Source organism: Bergeyella porcorum, assembly GCF_042427575.1.
Taxonomy (GTDB): domain Bacteria; phylum Bacteroidota; class Bacteroidia; order Flavobacteriales; family Weeksellaceae; genus Bergeyella; species Bergeyella porcorum.
Genome location: NZ_JBHMFD010000014.1, coordinates 40,422 through 56,833 on the forward strand (window position 1 = coordinate 40,422; position 16,412 = coordinate 56,833).

Genomic DNA, 16,412 nt, shown 5'->3' on the forward strand with positions numbered 1-16,412 from the left:
ACAATATGAAAAAGACTATTTTAATGTTATCTGCAGTTGCAATGGTATTAGCATCTTGCAACAAAGCTGAAAAGACCGATGCATCTGAGTCAACTGCTGAAGTGGCTGTGAGTACCCCTCAAGAAGATGCAGTGGCAACATCTAATGCTCCAATGACCTCTCTGGCACTATCTGAAAATCATTGGGATTTTAAAGATGTGAAGAAAGGGGAGTCTGTAGAACATATATATGAGGTAACCAATACGGGTAATAATCCACTTATCATTTCTATGGTAAAACCAGCGTGTGGCTGTACTGCTCCAGACTATACCAAAGAGCCAATTATGCCAGGGCAAAAAGGACAAATTACTCTAAGATTTGATTCATCAAGTTTTGATGGCTTGCAAAACAAGCAAGCTGAAGTTTATGCCAATGTAGAGACAGCACCTATTGTGCTTACTTTCTCTGCTAATGTTGTACAATAATTTAAATAATAAGTATGATTACGATATTTTTACAAACAGCGGGGGATAGTATGCCTACGCTCATTATATTTGGATTGTTTTTTGTCTTTATGTATTTTGTGATGCTGCGTCCACAGATGCAAAAGCAAAAGAAAGAGAAAAACTTTCAGGAGAATTTAAAAATCGGGAGTAGGGTAGTCACTACTTCGGGGCTTCACGGGAGAATTGCACAGATTCAGGAGGACGGCGTGGTTATAGAAACGCTATCAGGGAAACTGAAATTTGAAAAAGCTGCCATCTCTAGAGAATTTACTCAGCAGAGATTTCCAGAAACTACTGGCGATAAGAAGTAGATTTATATTTTAAGATTAAACTAAAAAGCCCATTTAAAAGTGGGTTTTTTTTATACTTTTTTTCCTAAATTTGGCATAATGAATCCGCAGTTATTTGACCTTGTAGAGCATACCAGCCGTAGCATTTTCCTTACGGGGAAAGCAGGAACGGGGAAGACCACTTTCCTCAATAATTTTGTCGCCAAAACCAGAAAAAAACACATCATTGTAGCTCCCACAGGAATTGCCGCTATCAATGCGGGTGGGGTTACCATCCACTCGATGTTTGGATTACCACTGCGACCTTTCCTGCCCACTACAGAGCGTATAGACAGCCAATTGGGCAATAATATTGCCGATTTGATGGGGCATTTCAAATATCGAAAAGAAAAGCTTAAACTTTTGCGAGAGATAGAACTCATCATCATAGATGAGGTCTCTATGCTCCGTGCTGATGTTTTGGATATGATGGATTTCTCGTTGCGTTTTGTTCGCCGCAATCAGTTGCCTTTCGGAGGCGTGCAGATGCTGTTCATAGGAGATTTACATCAGTTGCCACCAGTAGTTCGGGATGAACATCTTTTGTCCCAATATTACCCATCGCCATTTTTTTTCAGTGCTTTGGCGGTGCAAAATCTCAATTTGGTTACCATAGAACTTACCAAAGTCTATCGGCAGAAAGACGAGGATTTTTTAGAAATTCTCAATGCCATTAGAGATGGTGATGCTAAGGGGATAGACTTTGAACTATTAAACTCCAGATACCAGCCAGATTTTGAACCAAAGGAAGAAACCTACATCTATCTTACCTCTCACAATCGCATTGCTGATGATATCAATCAGAAAAAACTGAGTGATTTGCCCAGTCCATCATACTTTTATGAAGCCAAAATTGTAGGTGATTTTAAAGAAAGCCAATATCCCAACGATGTAAAATTGGAACTGAAAGTAGGTTCGCAAGTGATGTTCATCCGAAATGATGCTACCCACGAACGCAAATACTTCAATGGAAAATTAGCCGAAATTGTACGCCTTACGGGGGACGATATCTATGTACTGATAGAAGGAAGTAATGAGGAGTACAAACTGAAAAAAGAAGTCTGGGAAAATAAAAAATATACCCTAAGCAAGGATAAGAGCATAGAGGAAGAAGTATTGGGCAGTTTTGAGCAATACCCTATCCGCCTGGCTTGGGCGGTTACCATTCATAAATCTCAAGGGCTTACCTTTGATAGGGTGATTATCGATGCGGGGCAATCCTTTGCTTCGGGGCAGGTCTATGTTGCCTTGTCGCGTTGTCGTACTTTGGAGGGCATTGTTTTAAAATCCAAAATTACCCCCGAGGTGATTTTTAGCGATAAAAGGGTGGTAGGCTTCCAAGATACTACCAATGCCAACGATAAGATAGAGCAGATGGTAAGCGTTGAAAAATACGATTACAGCACCCAAAAAGTGATACAACGCCTAGATTGCCAATGGCTAAAAAATGAAATAGAAAACTGGTATAAAGCTGCTACAGAAAGCAAAAAGCTGAATCAGGAAACGGTGAAGCAACTGTATTTCACCATCAAATCCGAAGCAGAACTCCTCTATCCTATCCACGAGAAATTTGGGAAAATCCTTCAGCAAAAAATCAAAAAACACATTGAAGGCAATGAAGCTTGGAGCGATGTAGAAACCAAAGCCAAAGGTGCCGTAAAATTTTTCTTTGATAATATTAATGAGAAAATCTTTGACCCTTTCAAAACATTTTATGCAGAAACCAAAGGAGCCACAGGGCTGAAAGGCTACAATGATATTGCCAGAACTCTCCTTGGAGATATGGAAGATTACCTTACCGATTTGCAAGACCTTCAGCTTCTAGAAACGCCTCTTTTTGATACCGATAATAAGAAAGGAATAAGCATTGCTGTAAAAAAAGTGCCTACCCATATTCTTACTTGGCAACTCTTTGAGCAGGGAAAATCCGTAGCGGAAATTGCCAAAGAACGCGGCGTGCTAAAACCTACCATCATAGGGCATTTTACAAAATTTGCAGAAAATGGCACCCTCTCCAATGAGGATTTGAAACGCATTATTCCGAAAGAAAAAATAGAAACTTTTAAACAACTGCACCAAGAGGAAACTTTTGACAATCTCAACGATTGGAAAAAACATCTCCCCGATGATTTTGAATTTGGAGAAATCCGCTTGCTATGGACTTTTTTTGATAGAAAAGATTAGCCTAAAGAATTTTTCCTAAAACCGCTGCTCCAGCTCTATACTTACGCCTTTCATTTCGCCTTGCATTGGTGGCGAGGTTTTGGTGAGTTTCACTTTGATAAAACCAATGGTAGGGAAACACTCGTGAATTTTTCTAATGATTCTCCCTGCTACATATTCTAATAACTGGGATGGGATAGCCATCTCTTGATGGATGATGCTATTCACTTCGGCATAATTGATGGTATCTGACAAATCATCGGTTTGAGCGGCTTTCCACAAATCTGTGTGCAACTCTACATTGACCAAATAGTAAGTTCCCGTAAGGGTTTCCTCTGGCAAAACACCGTGATAAGCGTAGATTTTAATATCTTCAAGAATAATTTTAGGCATAGGGATAAGGGATAAATTAAGGTTGAGTTTTATGCTCAACCTTGGTTTTTATTTTATACTTTGAGACAGTTCCAGCATTTTTTCAATTGGTGCTAAGGCTTTTAGTCTTAGGTCTTCATCGATGGTGATTTCTGGAAGTTCATATTTCATACAAAGGTATAGTTTCTCTAAGGTATTGCGTTTCATAAAGAAACACTCCGAACAATTGCAGCTTTCATCAAATACCAAGGCAGGTATCAGCGTTTTGTGTGGAGCTCTTTTTTTCATTTCGTGTAAGATACCCTCTTCCGTAGCGATGATGAATTGTGTAGCTTCATCTTTCTCCACAAAATTGAGCAATGCCGAAGTAGAACCAATAAAATGGGCTAATTCCAAAACAGGTTCTTCACTTTCTGGATGGGCGATGAGCTTAGCCTCAGGATGTTCTGCCAGTTGCTTTGCAATTCGCTCCATAGAAAAAGCTTCGTGGACAATGCAGCTTCCATCCCAAAGAATCATTTCCCTTCCTGTTTTTTTAGAGAGGTAGCGTCCCAAGTTTTTATCGGGAGCAAAGATGATGGGGCGGTCGGCTGGCAATGCATTGATGATGGTTTCTGCATTAGAACTGGTAACAATAATGTCTGATTCTGCTTTGGTCTCCGCATTACAATTGATATAAGTAGCCACCAAAGCATCAGGATGTTGGGCTCTCATCGCTCTCAGTCCTTCTCCACTACAGCCATCGGCTAAAGAGCATCCTGCTTCCACATCTGGCAAAACCACTTTTTTGGTTGGATTGAGAATTTTTGCAGCTTCTGCCATAAAGTGAACGCCGCAGAAGGCTATCATATCCGCATCGGTATCTTTTGCTTGTCTTGCCAATTGTAGAGAATCTCCAAGGAAATCTGCAATATCTTGAATCTCTGCTGGCTGATAATAATGGGCAAGAATCACCGCATTTTTCTCTTTTTTGAGGTCTAAAATTGCCTGAATCAAATCATCTTCCTGAGGGATTACAAGGTCTTTAATATCTAATAAGTTTTTAACTGGATTATTGCTCATAGTATAAAATTAGGCTTCGTTAATAAAATGATGAATCAAGGATTCTATTTCTTTTTTTGCATCGTCCAAATGAAGATTGACCACCGTTTTATCAAACGCGTTCTGATGTCCGAGTTCCTCTTCAGCTTTGGCTACTCTCACACGGATGGTTTCTGCATCATCGGTATTTCTATTAATTAATCTTCGTTCCAATTCTTCAATGGAAGGTGGCATTATAAAGATGGATAAGGCTTGGTTTTTAAAATATTTTTTCAGGGCAATACCGCCTTTCACATCTACATCAAAGATGACAGTTTTACCTTGTTTCCAGATGCGTTCTACTTCAGTTTTTAGAGTGCCGTAGAATTTATCGGTATAGACTTCTTCGTACTCTACAAATTCTCCATTGCTTATTTTGGCTCTAAAATCTTCAGGAGTTAAAAAATGATAATCTACGCCGTGTTTCTCCTCTCCGCGAGGTTGCCTTGTGGTACACGAAATAGAAAAAGACAGCTCTGGAAAGGTTTCTAAAGCGTGTTTTACCAAGGTGGTTTTACCACTACCCGATGGGGCTGAAAATATGATAACTTTGTTCATTTTTTTAAAGGACATTCAGGGTTTGTTCTTTTATTTTTTCGAGGTCGTCTTTCATCATCACTACCAGTTTTTGAATTTCAGCGTGATTAGCTTTAGACCCTAGGGTGTTGATTTCTCTACCAATTTCTTGGGCTATAAATCCTAGTTTTTTACCATTCAGTTCTTCCTGCGTCATCACATCAAGATAATATTTCAGATGCTGAGCAAGCCTCACTTTCTCCTCCGATACATCTAGTTTCTCTGCATAATATGCCATTTCCTGATAAAATCTGGTTTCGTCTAGGTTTTCAAACTCCTTCAGCGTTGCTTTATAACGCTCTTTAACCCCCGTTAGACGCTCGTCTTCATAAGGTTCTACGGCAGAAAGATTATTTTTAATACGCTCAATATTTTTAGATAATTCTTGCTCTAGGGTTTTGCCTTCTGTTTTTCTAAATTCAACAAATTTTTCTAAGGCTTGAGCAGTAAGATGAGAAAGATAAAGCCATTCTTCTTCCGCCAATTCTTCTGGTTTGGAAGAAATCGCTTCTGGCATTCTTACAGCCATTTTTAGGTACTCAAACTCTGGGGCATCATTGGCCAGACTTTTCAGCTCCTTCATATAAGATGCTACCAATTCTTTATTGATTTTCACATCATTACAATCATCCAGCGTTTCATAGTTGATATAGCAATCCACTTTTCCCCGCATAATACCATCATTCAGCATTTTTCTCAAATCAAATTCTTTTTCCTTGTATCGAAGAGGGACGCGGATGTTCAGGTCAAAAGTTTTGCTATTGAGAGATTTGATTTCTATGGTTATTTTTTTTCCTCCAAAAATTCCTTCGGCTCTTCCAAAGCCTGTCATTGATAAAATCATACCTACGAAATTAATTCCACAAAAATAACGGATTTTAAATTAATATTTTCCATTGATAGAGATTATTTTCACTGAGGTTAGGTTAAATCCCATTGGGGTGAGGTTGGTAATTTCATTAAATTAGTCCCCAGAAAAAGCGATTAGAAACACTTTGTGGATTTTATAAGATTAAAACTGCTAAAATGAATATAGAAGATATTTATGAATTTTGCTCTGCGTTGCCAGATGTAGAAGAGGATTTTCCATTTGATGAACAGACGCTGGTATTCAAGACTCACGGAAAAATCTTTTTGCTTTGTGGCTTAGATGCTGTGCCTTTGCGTATCAACCTCAAGTGTCAGCCCGATTTGGCGGAAGAACTCCGTGCAGACTATGAACCACATATCATTGGAGGGTATCATATGAACAAAAAGCATTGGAATACGGTTTATGTAGAATCTTTGTCGGTAGATTTGGTGAAGAAAATGATTGTCCATTCCTATGAGGAAATTCTGAAAAAACTTCCACTCAAAACTCGGAAAGAACTGAAATATGAGTTTGAAAACCCTTTTGAAGATTAACTTTAAGAGAGGTAATCAATAGAAAATGAGGCTAATGCTTAAGAAATGAAATAGTTGTATAGAATGTGACAGGACTGACAAACTTCATTCTAAATTAATACAACCTATGCAAAGAATGCTTTAATTTTGTACGGAAAAATTTATTAATATGTTCGATTGGCTCAAACATCTTTTATTACCCGTTGAAAATCCATCCATCATTCAGTCGCTCATTGTGATTATGCTGGCGATTGGTACGGGTATTTTTATTGGACGCATCAAAATCGCCAAGGTATCCTTAGGGGTTTCGGCGGTAATGTTCACGGGGCTTTTGCTCGGTCATTTAGGGTATAGAATCAATGAAGAGATTTTAGATTTCATCAGAGACTTTGGACTTATCCTATTCGTTTACGCTGTGGGGATACAGGTAGGTCCTTCGTTTTTTTCATCGTTCAAAAGTGAAGGACTAAAATTTAATCTACTCGCTGTTTCTTGTGTCCTTTTGGGTGGAGTAATTACCATTGGTTTGTTTAAACTCACTGGTTTGAATATTGAAAATTTGGTAGGGATTATGTCTGGCTCCGTTACCAATACACCAGGGCTGGGAGCAGCTAAAAGCACCTTAGCAGAGATTAAAATGCAGTTTCCAGAGAAAGTGTTTGATGACCCTGCCATTGGCTACGCCATCACTTATCCACTTGGGGTAATGGGCATTATCGTGGTGATTATCGTTTCCAAAATCATTCTAAAAATCCATCCCGAAAAGGAAATGCGACTCTTCCGATTGGCAAAAATAAAGACAGAATTACCCGTCATCAGTAAAAAAATAAGAATTACCAATCCCGATGTGGTAGGGAAAACCCTGCACCAGCTCACCTCCGAAAGTGGAAAAAACATTGTGATTTCAAGGCTAAAACATAGCGGTTCGGAAGCGGTTTCTTCGCCTACGCTAGATACCCATATCAAAATGCGAGATGTCCTAATGCTGGTAGGCGTAGAAAAAGATTTGGAAGAATTTACCCAAACCGTAGGAAGACCTTCTACCGACCAATTTATAGAAACAGGAAGTGATATCATAGCAAAGAATTTCTTCGTGACCAAAGAATCTGCAATGCACAAAAAACTTTCAGAATTAGACCTTTACAATCAGTACGATTTAAAGGTAACAAGGGTGTTCCGTGCAGGAAAAGAAATGCTGGCTCGCCCTTCTTTGGAACTGTTTTATGGTGATAAAATACGCATTGTAGGAACAGAAGACTCTCTAAAACAAGCCGAAAACATCATCGGAAATTCAGAGAAAAAATTGATGGAGCCCGATTTTCTTTCGCTTTTCGGTGGATTGCTCATCGGTATTATTGTAGGTTCTATTCCCATTATGATTCCATCACTTCCCGTACCTATCAAACTTGGTTTTGCAGCAGGCCCGTTGATTACGGCATTATTCATTAGCCGATATGGTGGCATCTCTTTCATTCATTCGTATTTCAATAGTGGTGCTATTTACTTTATGAAAGATTTTGGCATCTGTCTATTCTTCGCTGCGGTGGGCGTACACGCGGGAGAAGGCTTTTATGAAAACTTCGTGAAATACAACGGCTGGACTTGGTTGCTCTATGGCTCTTCGATTACTTTCATTCCATTGATACTAATGGTGTTCATTGGGCGATATTTTATGAAGATTAATTTCTTGCAACTATCGGGCATTATGAGTGGTAGCTATACAGATCCTGCCGCATTGTCTTTCAGTACATCGTATTTGGAGAGTGATGTGCCGTTGCAAAGCTACGCACAAGTTTATCCTTTGGTAACGATATTCAGGATTTTTGTTGCTCAGATTTTAATTTTGCTATTGGCGTAGAATATATTGTCAATCAAAAAAAATAAAGGACGAAATTTCGCATTCGTCCTTTATTTTTTACTTCAATAGAAAGAATTAGTTCTTAAAAATCGGAACATTGCTGCACGCTTCCCCAAACATTAGGGATTTCACAAGAGGTTTCAGTTGTTCTACCAGTTCAATGTAAGCATTGACAGGGATGGTGTCTTCAGAGCAACCTTTTACGAGGACGCGTTGGTCTTTAAGTTCAGAAAAATCATAAGTGTGAATCGCCTGATGCATCAGTAGCATTTCCAAATCTTCTCGCGTACCATAGACCACTTTTTTTGCCACGCCTGTAAGCTTCGCGGTAAGCAGAAAATACGCCCAAAGTGGAATGATCGCCTCTTCAGAATTGTAAATATACACATAAGCATCGGCATAATCCTCAGTTTTTAGATTTTTCACTTTCTCGCGAAAGTCCTTCTCTTTCAAGATTAAACCTTCCCAAAGAAAGTCTTTTAAATCAATTCCCTTGCGTTCACCTTTAGGCAAAAGGTCAGACAAATCAAAGTTTATCAATCCACTTTCCGCTACTTTATTCTTTATTTCTAAATCTTCTTGCATTTTCTTTATCTTTGAAAACAAAATTAAACTTATTTTTTTGAAACCCAAACTTTATGAATTTGCAACAATTGAAACAAGAGTTAAAACTAAGCATAGATAGTACAGAAGATATGGAAATTTTGAAATTGGTGGAGCATCTTCTCAGAGTTTGCAAACGCCCATCTTCTGAAGAAATTGCCGAAAATACTTTTGAAGAGCAAGCGGGACAAATCAATGAGTGGGCAGATGAAGTGGAACAAATTTTTGGAAAATCATAAGCATATTATACCTATGAAATATTATATCATTGCAGGAGAAGCCTCGGGAGACTTGCACGGGAGCAATCTAATGAAATCTATTTTAAAGAAAGATTCTAATGCAGAATTTCGCTTTTGGGGAGGCGATTTAATGGCTGCTGTTGCCCAGCAAGAACCTGTAAAACATTATCGGGATTTAGCCTTTATGGGCTTTATAGAAGTAGTGCAGAATTTAGGCACGATTCTGAAAAACATCAAGCTTTGCAAAAAAGATATTCAAGCGTATCGTCCCGATGTATTGGTGCTGGTAGATTATCCAGGTTTTAATCTGCGTATTGCTCAGTTTGCAAAGTCGCTAGGCATCCGAGTGGTGTATTATATTTCGCCACAGCTTTGGGCGTGGAAGGAAGGTCGTGTAAAGACCATCAAACAATATGTGGATGATATGCTCGTGATTCTTCCTTTTGAAAAAGATTTTTATAAAAAACATCAGATAGAAGCTCATTTTGTAGGACACCCACTATTGGATGCCATCTCTGATTTGAAACCTATTGACACCGAACAATTCCGAGCCGAGCACCAGTTGAATAGCAATCCCATCATCGCTCTGCTTCCAGGCTCTCGAAAGCAAGAGGTAGAAAAGATGCTGGCAATGATGCTGTCGGTTCGTTCACATTTCCCAGATTATCAATTTGTCATTGCGGGAGCTCCAAGTTTGCCTCCATCATTCTATGAGAAATATGTGGATGACAATGTTCACTTCGTATCCAATAAAACCTACGACTTGCTCCGATGTTCCCAAGCGGCATTGGTAACTTCGGGAACGGCAACTTTAGAAACAGCACTTTTGGGGATTCCAGAGGTGGTTTGTTATCGTGGAAGTGCTATTTCCTATGCCATTGCAAAGCGATTGGTAAAGCATATTCGTTATATTTCCTTAGTGAATTTAATAATGGATAGAGAAGTGGTGAAAGAATTGATACAGAATGATTTAACTACGGAAAATCTGGTAAAAGAATTAAATTTAATTTTGAATGAAAACCGCCATCGGATTTTGGAAGATTATGCCGAACTTAGACAAAAATTGGGCGGAAAAGGTGCCAGCGATAATGCCGCAGAAATCATTGTAAGTAAGGATTAAATAAAAAAAGACGATGAACCGCCAGCCTATTTTCATCTTGTGTATTTGTTTCATTGCAGGCGTCTTTCTGCAAGATACTTTCAGATGGGGAATGGAGCTTGGTGGTGTTTTATTCTTGGGAAGTTTAGTTTTAACTTTGATACTGACTTTCAGCAGGGTTTTGTTATTTCAAAAGTTTAAAGGGATTGGGCTGGGACTGGCATTCTTTTCATTAGGATTGGTATTACACGCTTTTCACTCGGTACCTTTAGAAGTTCCCTATCTTCAAGGAAAAGAAACACTCGTGTTTCAGCTGAATAAAAAATTAAATTCCAACGAGAAGAATAGACGCTATGAAGTGAGCTTTTTCAAAGAAAATAAAGCATTCAAAGCGGTACTTTCCGTTCCTAAGTCTCAGCAAGAATTGGATTTTTCTCATTACTATCAAGCGGAAGTGTATCTGAATAGAGCGGCTCCACCAAAGCAGGATTATCAGTTTAATTACGCTCAATATTTAAAACGGAAGAATATTGATTATCAAGCTTATGCACCAAGCAATATCCAGATGGCAGATAAAGAAAAACTCTCCTTTTCTGAACGTATCAAGCAACTGCGGCTCAATATCCTCCAAAGCATAGACCGTGCTGCACTCTCATCCAAGAGCAGGGAATTTCTAAAAGGCATTATCCTTGCCGACCGCACGGAGATGGATAAGGACACCATAGCAAGTTTTTCAAAAACGGGATTGGTGCATATTCTAGCCATTTCGGGAGGACATATCGCTGTGATTTTTGGAGTGCTGTATTGGTTTTTCCGTCGGTTAAGTTTCGGAAAGAAACCTATTGCTATTCTAATGAGCCTTTTCTGCATTTGGCTATTCGCTGTACTGATAGACTATGGCAATCCCGTGGTACGAGCTTGTATAATGCTGACCATTTATTACGCTTACCATCTGTTGCAACGCAAGCCCGATATGCTCCATGTCTTGTCCCTTTCTGCCTTAGTGATTTTGCTTTGGGATTCTCATCAGCTGTTTGATGTAGGATTTCAGTTGAGTTTCATTGCCGTTTTAGGAATTTACGGATTCTACCAACCCATTTTGAAGCGATTGCCGCCAACTACCAACCGATGGATTAAAGCAACATATAGCATCATTGGGATTACAATTTCAGCACAATTGGCAACTTTACCGCTGGTGTTGTATTATTTTCATCAGTATTCATTGGTGTCGTTTGGGGCTAATTTGATAGTAATTCCACTGGTTCAAATCATCATCACATTTAGTTTTATTCTAACCATTCTGATTGGCATTGACTTCGTTTTCCCTGAACTTCTCTGGATTTACGACCAATTTATTTCATTGATATTAAAACTCATCGGTTGGTTTTCAAGTTGGGAATTGGCTTGGATAGAAAACATTCCGTTTTCTATTGGGGAGGTTATTTTACTTTTTTTAAGCCTTTACAGATTGAGAACGATGCTGGTTTCGCCCAATCTTAGAAACGGACTTTACTTTGGTACAGCGGTATTGCTGCTAATGATGCTGAAAATAGGATTAGATATTTCCGCTTATCATAAGAGCGAAGCAATGGTGCATCATCACTTCAAAGAACGCTATTTTTCAGTAAAACAAAATGACAAAGTAACCTTTTGGGTGCGGGAAGAGGCGGATATGAAAAAAGTAAAACAGTACATCATCAACCCTTATATGATTTCCATAAGAGCAAAATCCTTTGAGGTAAAATCTTTATCCCCAAAGGTGAAAATGATAGAATATGAAGGCAAAACCTACCGTTTTGAAGATAAATAAACCTATATAATGTGGAAATTTTAATCATTTAGATTGTAAACCAATCAATATTTACAATGTTCAATAGAGGGATAAATGAACTAAAATTGGCTTTGATTTTAAACCTATAATTCAGAATTAAGGATTTGAAATTAATTTATAATCAAAATATTATCCGCTTTAAACTTTAAATTCTGCCCTTAAAATTTGCTCCATTCTTATTTAGAAATAATATAAACTATAAAATTCTGACAATTCTCACTTTAAGATTTATTAACATTTTTCTAAATTTGTGAAAATTCAAATCAAAAGAATAAAAATTAAAATTTATGGCAGGTTTAACGAGTTCTACAATCGGTAGAAAGTACGCAATGGCATTGTCTGCAATGTTTTTGCTGGTTTTTCTTGTGATGCACCTTTCAGTGAATCTTATCTCGGTTTTCAGCGAGGATGCATTCAATGAGGCGTCACATTTTATGGGAAGCAATCCTGTAGTTCAGTTTCTGATGCAGCCGATTCTTCTTTTTGCAGTATTATTCCACTTCGTGATGGGATTTGTTTTGGAAATGAAAAACAACAAAGCAAGACCCGTGAAGTACGCAGTGAACAATGGAGCCGCAAACTCTACATGGATGTCCAGAAATATGTTGATTTCTGGTGGTGTAGTTTTAGCGTTTTTGGTGCTTCACTTGTTAGATTTCTGGGTGCCTACCATCTCCAAAAACTATTTTGACGGAGGGCACGGTGAAACTGATTTTGAGCACTTGCAAGAGAAGTTTACAGAGCTTTGGAGAGTAGGGTTCTACATCCTTTGTTTTGTGCTTTTAGGACTTCACTTGGCTCACGGTTTCCAATCTTCTTTCCAATCTGTGGGAGCCAGACATCCTAAGTACACTCCAGTAATTAAAGCATTCGGGAATTGGTATTCTATTTTGATTCCTGCAGGCTTTATTTTCGTTGCAATTTTTCATTATGTATCTCAACTTTAATATCCAATTAATATGAGCAAATTAGATTCAAAAATACCAGCTGGTCCTCTAAAGGATAAGTGGAAAAATCATAAAGATCATATGAACCTTGTTGCACCAAACAACCGCGACAAAATAGATATTATTGTTGTAGGTACTGGTTTAGCAGGTGGTTCTGCCGCTGCTACGCTAGCAGAGCAAGGCTATAATGTAAAGGCATTTTGCTACCAAGATTCTCCAAGAAGAGCTCACTCTATTGCGGCTCAAGGAGGTATCAACGCAGCTAAAAACTATCAAGGTGATGGCGACTCTACATACAGACTATTCTATGATACTATCAAAGGTGGTGACTACCGTGCTAGAGAGGCCAATGTATATCGTTTGGCAGAGGTTTCTGCCAATATCATAGACCAATGTGTGGCACAAGGGGTTCCTTTTGGTAGAGAATACGGAGGGCAGCTAGACAACCGTTCTTTCGGTGGGGTTCAGGTAAAAAGAACTTTCTATGCAAAAGGACAAACAGGTCAGCAATTGCTTCTAGGAGCTTACTCTGCAATGAGCCGTCAGATTGGTAAAGGGCGTATCAAGATGTACAACCGCCACGAGATGATGGACTTGGTAATTGTAGATGGCAAAGCCAGAGGGGTTATCGTAAGAAACCTTGTAACAGGAGAGATTGAAAGACATTCTGCTCACGCTGTGGTTATCGCCTCTGGAGGATACGGAAATGTATATTTCCTTTCTACCAACGCAATGGGTTCTAATGTTTCTGCAGCTTGGAAAATCCACAAAAAAGGAGCTTTCTTTGCCAACCCTTGCTATGTACAAATTCACCCAACTTGTATCCCAGTACACGGAACTCAACAATCAAAACTGACTTTGATGTCTGAGTCTCTTCGTAACTCAGGAAGAATTTGGGTGCCTAAAAACATTGAAGATGCAGTAGCCATCCGCGAAGGGAAATTGAAACCTGAAAATGTAAAAGAAGAAGATAGAGATTACTATCTTGAAAGAAGATATCCGGCATTTGGTAACTTAGTACCTCGTGATGTGGCGTCTAGAGCAGCCAAAGAAAGATGTGATGCTGGATATGGTATCGAAAATAATGATACGAAAGAAGGCGTTTTCCTAGACTTCTCTACCGAAATTATGAAAAAAGGTAAAGAAGCAGCTACGGAGAAAAATATTCACAATCCTTCTCAACAACAGATCTACGATTTGGGTAAAAAATGGGTGGAAGAGAAATACGGAAACCTATTCCAAATGTATGAGAAAATTACAGCAGACGACCCTTATGTAACGCCAATGAAGATTTACCCTGCGGTACACTACACTATGGGAGGCGTTTGGGTAGATTACAACCTGATGTCCACCATCCCAGGATGTTTCGTAATTGGCGAGGCCAACTTCTCAGACCACGGAGCTAATAGACTTGGAGCTTCTGCATTGATGCAAGGTTTAGCAGATGGTTACTTCGTATTGCCTTATACTATTGCAGATTATTTGTCTGCTGACATCCGTACAGGAGCAATTCCTACAGACTCACCAGCGTTTGAAGAAGCGGAAAAAGGCATTAAAGAAAAGATTGACTTCTTCTTGAATAACAACGGAACACACTCCGTAGATTATTTCCATAAGAAACTAGGACACATTATGTGGAATAAAGTAGGTATGGGTAGAACTCCAGAAGGATTGCAAGAAGCCATTAAGGAGATTGAAGAAGTAAGAAATGAATTCTGGAAAAATGTAAAAGTACCAGGCGATAATAATGGTATGAATACAGAGCTAGAAAAAGCTTTCCGTGTAGCAGACTTCTTGGAGCTTGGTCAGCTAATGGCAATTGACGCTCTTAATAGAAAAGAAAGCTGCGGTGGACACTTCCGTTGGGATCACGCTACACCAGATGGAGAAGCCGAAAGAGATGATGAAAACTTCAAATATGTTGCCGCTTGGGAATATAAAGGAGCTGATATCAACGCTGAGGTAATGCACAAAGAAGACTTAGTTTACGAAAATATCGAAGTGAAAACAAGAAGTTATAAATAATATGAAAAGTTTACAGAGATTGGTATTGCTTTTTGCATTTTTTATTGGAACAACATTGTTGTTTTCGCAAAAGGTTGTAAAGCAGGAAATCAAGAAGCCAAGTGAAGGCAAGTCTTTAGTTTATATATCTAAAACAGGGGCTGGACCTTTGGTAAACTTTAGGATTTACGATAAGGACAAGTTCTTGGGAGTGTTAACTGGTATGAAATATATAGTATATGAATGTGAACCAGGAGAACATTTGTTTTGGGCAACATCTGAAAATAGAGATTATGTGGAAGCTAATTTAGAACCAAATAAAACTTATGTTTTAGTTGCGGAGGGACAGATGGGAATGTTTGTTGCTGGTGTTAACTTGAAACCTTTGAATCCCAATGAATTTAAAGATAAAAAATATTTTTATCAAATTATAAAAAATACTAAAGAACAGGAATCAATTGATAATAGTGGGGATAAGTCTGAAAATATCAGAAAAGGGCTTGAGAAATATGCTGATTTGAAACAGAAAGAATCATCTAAAATAAAAATTCTAGAGCCTAATTGGAATTTTGAAAATGCTGATAAACCCATTAAAGAAAATTAATCTCCAAAAAGTATAGAAAATGAGTGCAAAAAAAGGACTTAATCTGACTCTGAAAATTTGGAGACAGAAAAACAATAAAACAAAAGGACAGTTTGAAGTTTATAAAATCTCTGATGTTTCCCCAGATTCTTCTTTCTTGGAAATGTTGGATATTCTAAACGAAAACTTGGTAAATGAAGGTAAAGAACCCGTAGCGTTCGACCACGACTGTAGAGAAGGAATCTGCGGTATGTGTTCACTCTACATCAATGGTAGAGCACACGGTCCAGATACAGGTATCACCACTTGCCAGCTTCATATGAGAATGTTCAAAGATGGTGAAACCATCACTATTGAGCCTTGGAGAAGTGCGGCTTTCCCAGTGATTAAAGACTTGGTGGTAGATAGAAGTGCTTTTGATAGAATAATGGCAGCAGGTGGTTTCATCTCTGTGAACACTTCTGGAAACACTCTGGATGCCAACGCGATACCGGTACCGAAAGAAGATGCTGATAAAGCAATGGACGCAGCGGCTTGTATCGGTTGTGGTGCGTGCGTAGCGACCTGTAAAAATGGCTCTGCAATGCTTTTCGTAGGGGCTAAGGTCTCTCAGTTTGCCCTATTGCCACAAGGTAGAGTGGAAGCCCAAAGAAGAGTACTGAATATGGTGAAGACAATGGATGAAGAAGGCTTCGGAAACTGCTCTAATACAGGTGCTTGCGAAGTAGAATGCCCTAAAGGTATTTCTCTAGAAAACATCGCAAGAATGAACCGCGAGTATATGGCGGCTTTGGTAGATAAAGGATAATCTTAATACCACATTTTGAAAAAACATCTTCTTCGGGAGATGTTTTTTCGTG

Annotated in this window: 17 protein-coding genes; 12 read left to right on the top strand and 5 right to left on the bottom strand. The window is 38.7% G+C overall.

Annotated features, from left to right (window positions below; all coding sequences use genetic code 11):
* The first annotated feature begins 5 nt into the window (after window positions 1-5).
* The 3 genes from ACFFUE_RS09815 to ACFFUE_RS09825 all read left to right on the top strand — a co-directional run bounded on the left by ACFFUE_RS09815 (window position 6) and on the right by ACFFUE_RS09825 (window position 2,998).
* Complete coding sequence (locus tag ACFFUE_RS09815; RefSeq protein ID WP_376834900.1) at window positions 6-464, top strand: DUF1573 domain-containing protein; 459 nt, start codon at window positions 6-8, stop codon at window positions 462-464.
* 14 nt (window positions 465-478) lie between these two features.
* Window positions 479-796: a preprotein translocase subunit YajC gene (gene yajC, locus ACFFUE_RS09820; protein ID WP_376834902.1), complete on the top strand. Its 318-nt coding sequence runs from the start codon at window positions 479-481 to the stop codon at window positions 794-796.
* 78 nt (window positions 797-874) lie between these two features.
* On the top strand, window positions 875-2,998 hold the full coding sequence (locus tag ACFFUE_RS09825) for a helix-turn-helix domain-containing protein (RefSeq protein WP_376834904.1): 2,124 nt from the start codon (window positions 875-877) through the stop codon (window positions 2,996-2,998).
* 15 nt (window positions 2,999-3,013) lie between these two features.
* Here ACFFUE_RS09825 and folB read toward each other — a convergent pair whose 3' ends face one another.
* From folB to ACFFUE_RS09845, 4 genes are read right to left on the bottom strand one after another with little or no spacing between them, the layout of a single operon-like run.
* Window positions 3,014-3,370 carry a dihydroneopterin aldolase gene (gene folB, locus ACFFUE_RS09830; RefSeq protein ID WP_376834953.1) on the bottom strand — a complete coding sequence of 119 codons (357 nt, stop codon included), beginning with the start codon at window positions 3,368-3,370 and terminating at the stop codon, window positions 3,014-3,016.
* A gap of 48 nt (window positions 3,371-3,418) precedes the next feature.
* Entirely contained in the window at window positions 3,419-4,411 is a 993-nt protein-coding gene (gene nadA, locus ACFFUE_RS09835) for a quinolinate synthase NadA (protein WP_376834906.1), read from the bottom strand.
* Window positions 4,412-4,420: 9 nt separating this feature from the next.
* Entirely contained in the window at window positions 4,421-4,987 is a 567-nt protein-coding gene (gene gmk / locus ACFFUE_RS09840; RefSeq protein ID WP_376834908.1) for a guanylate kinase, read from the bottom strand.
* 4 nt (window positions 4,988-4,991) lie between these two features.
* The gene (locus tag ACFFUE_RS09845) at window positions 4,992-5,849 is read right to left on the bottom strand and encodes a YicC/YloC family endoribonuclease (protein ID WP_376834910.1); all 858 of its coding nucleotides are present in this window, start codon (window positions 5,847-5,849) and stop codon (window positions 4,992-4,994) included.
* Between the two features lie 182 nt (window positions 5,850-6,031).
* On the opposite strand from ACFFUE_RS09845, the gene ACFFUE_RS09850 reads away from it, so the two are divergent.
* Together ACFFUE_RS09850 and ACFFUE_RS09855 are read left to right on the top strand one after the other, a co-directional pair.
* Entirely contained in the window at window positions 6,032-6,409 is a 378-nt protein-coding gene (locus ACFFUE_RS09850; protein WP_376834912.1) for an MmcQ/YjbR family DNA-binding protein, read from the top strand.
* A gap of 148 nt (window positions 6,410-6,557) precedes the next feature.
* Window positions 6,558-8,246 carry a putative transporter gene (locus ACFFUE_RS09855; RefSeq protein WP_376834914.1) on the top strand — a complete coding sequence of 563 codons (1,689 nt, stop codon included), beginning with the start codon at window positions 6,558-6,560 and terminating at the stop codon, window positions 8,244-8,246.
* A 75-nt stretch (window positions 8,247-8,321) separates the two neighbouring features.
* Here ACFFUE_RS09855 and ACFFUE_RS09860 read toward each other — a convergent pair whose 3' ends face one another.
* Window positions 8,322-8,831 (bottom strand): DUF2480 family protein, encoded by a 510-nt coding sequence (locus ACFFUE_RS09860; RefSeq protein ID WP_376834916.1) that lies wholly within the window; start codon window positions 8,829-8,831, stop codon window positions 8,322-8,324.
* A 53-nt stretch (window positions 8,832-8,884) separates the two neighbouring features.
* Between ACFFUE_RS09860 and ACFFUE_RS09865 the strand changes: the two genes are divergently transcribed.
* The 7 genes from ACFFUE_RS09865 to ACFFUE_RS09895 all read left to right on the top strand — a co-directional run bounded on the left by ACFFUE_RS09865 (window position 8,885) and on the right by ACFFUE_RS09895 (window position 16,360).
* Window positions 8,885-9,088: a hypothetical protein gene (locus ACFFUE_RS09865; protein WP_376834918.1), complete on the top strand. Its 204-nt coding sequence runs from the start codon at window positions 8,885-8,887 to the stop codon at window positions 9,086-9,088.
* 13 nt (window positions 9,089-9,101) lie between these two features.
* The gene (gene lpxB, locus ACFFUE_RS09870) at window positions 9,102-10,208 is read left to right on the top strand and encodes a lipid-A-disaccharide synthase (RefSeq protein WP_376834920.1); all 1,107 of its coding nucleotides are present in this window, start codon (window positions 9,102-9,104) and stop codon (window positions 10,206-10,208) included.
* A gap of 13 nt (window positions 10,209-10,221) precedes the next feature.
* Window positions 10,222-11,997, top strand: a complete 1,776-nt coding sequence (locus ACFFUE_RS09875) for a ComEC/Rec2 family competence protein (protein WP_376834922.1) — start codon at window positions 10,222-10,224, stop codon at window positions 11,995-11,997.
* Window positions 11,998-12,305: 308 nt separating this feature from the next.
* On the top strand, window positions 12,306-12,965 hold the full coding sequence (locus tag ACFFUE_RS09880; RefSeq protein ID WP_376834924.1) for a succinate dehydrogenase cytochrome b subunit: 660 nt from the start codon (window positions 12,306-12,308) through the stop codon (window positions 12,963-12,965).
* Window positions 12,966-12,977: 12 nt separating this feature from the next.
* The gene (locus ACFFUE_RS09885; RefSeq protein WP_327984008.1) at window positions 12,978-14,990 is read left to right on the top strand and encodes a fumarate reductase/succinate dehydrogenase flavoprotein subunit; all 2,013 of its coding nucleotides are present in this window, start codon (window positions 12,978-12,980) and stop codon (window positions 14,988-14,990) included.
* A gap of 1 nt (window position 14,991) precedes the next feature.
* Complete coding sequence (locus tag ACFFUE_RS09890; RefSeq protein WP_376834926.1) at window positions 14,992-15,573, top strand: hypothetical protein; 582 nt, start codon at window positions 14,992-14,994, stop codon at window positions 15,571-15,573.
* A gap of 19 nt (window positions 15,574-15,592) precedes the next feature.
* A complete protein-coding gene (locus ACFFUE_RS09895) occupies window positions 15,593-16,360 on the top strand; it encodes a succinate dehydrogenase/fumarate reductase iron-sulfur subunit (RefSeq protein WP_327984009.1) in 768 nt (255 codons plus the stop codon).
* The last annotated feature ends 52 nt before the right edge of the window (window positions 16,361-16,412 follow it).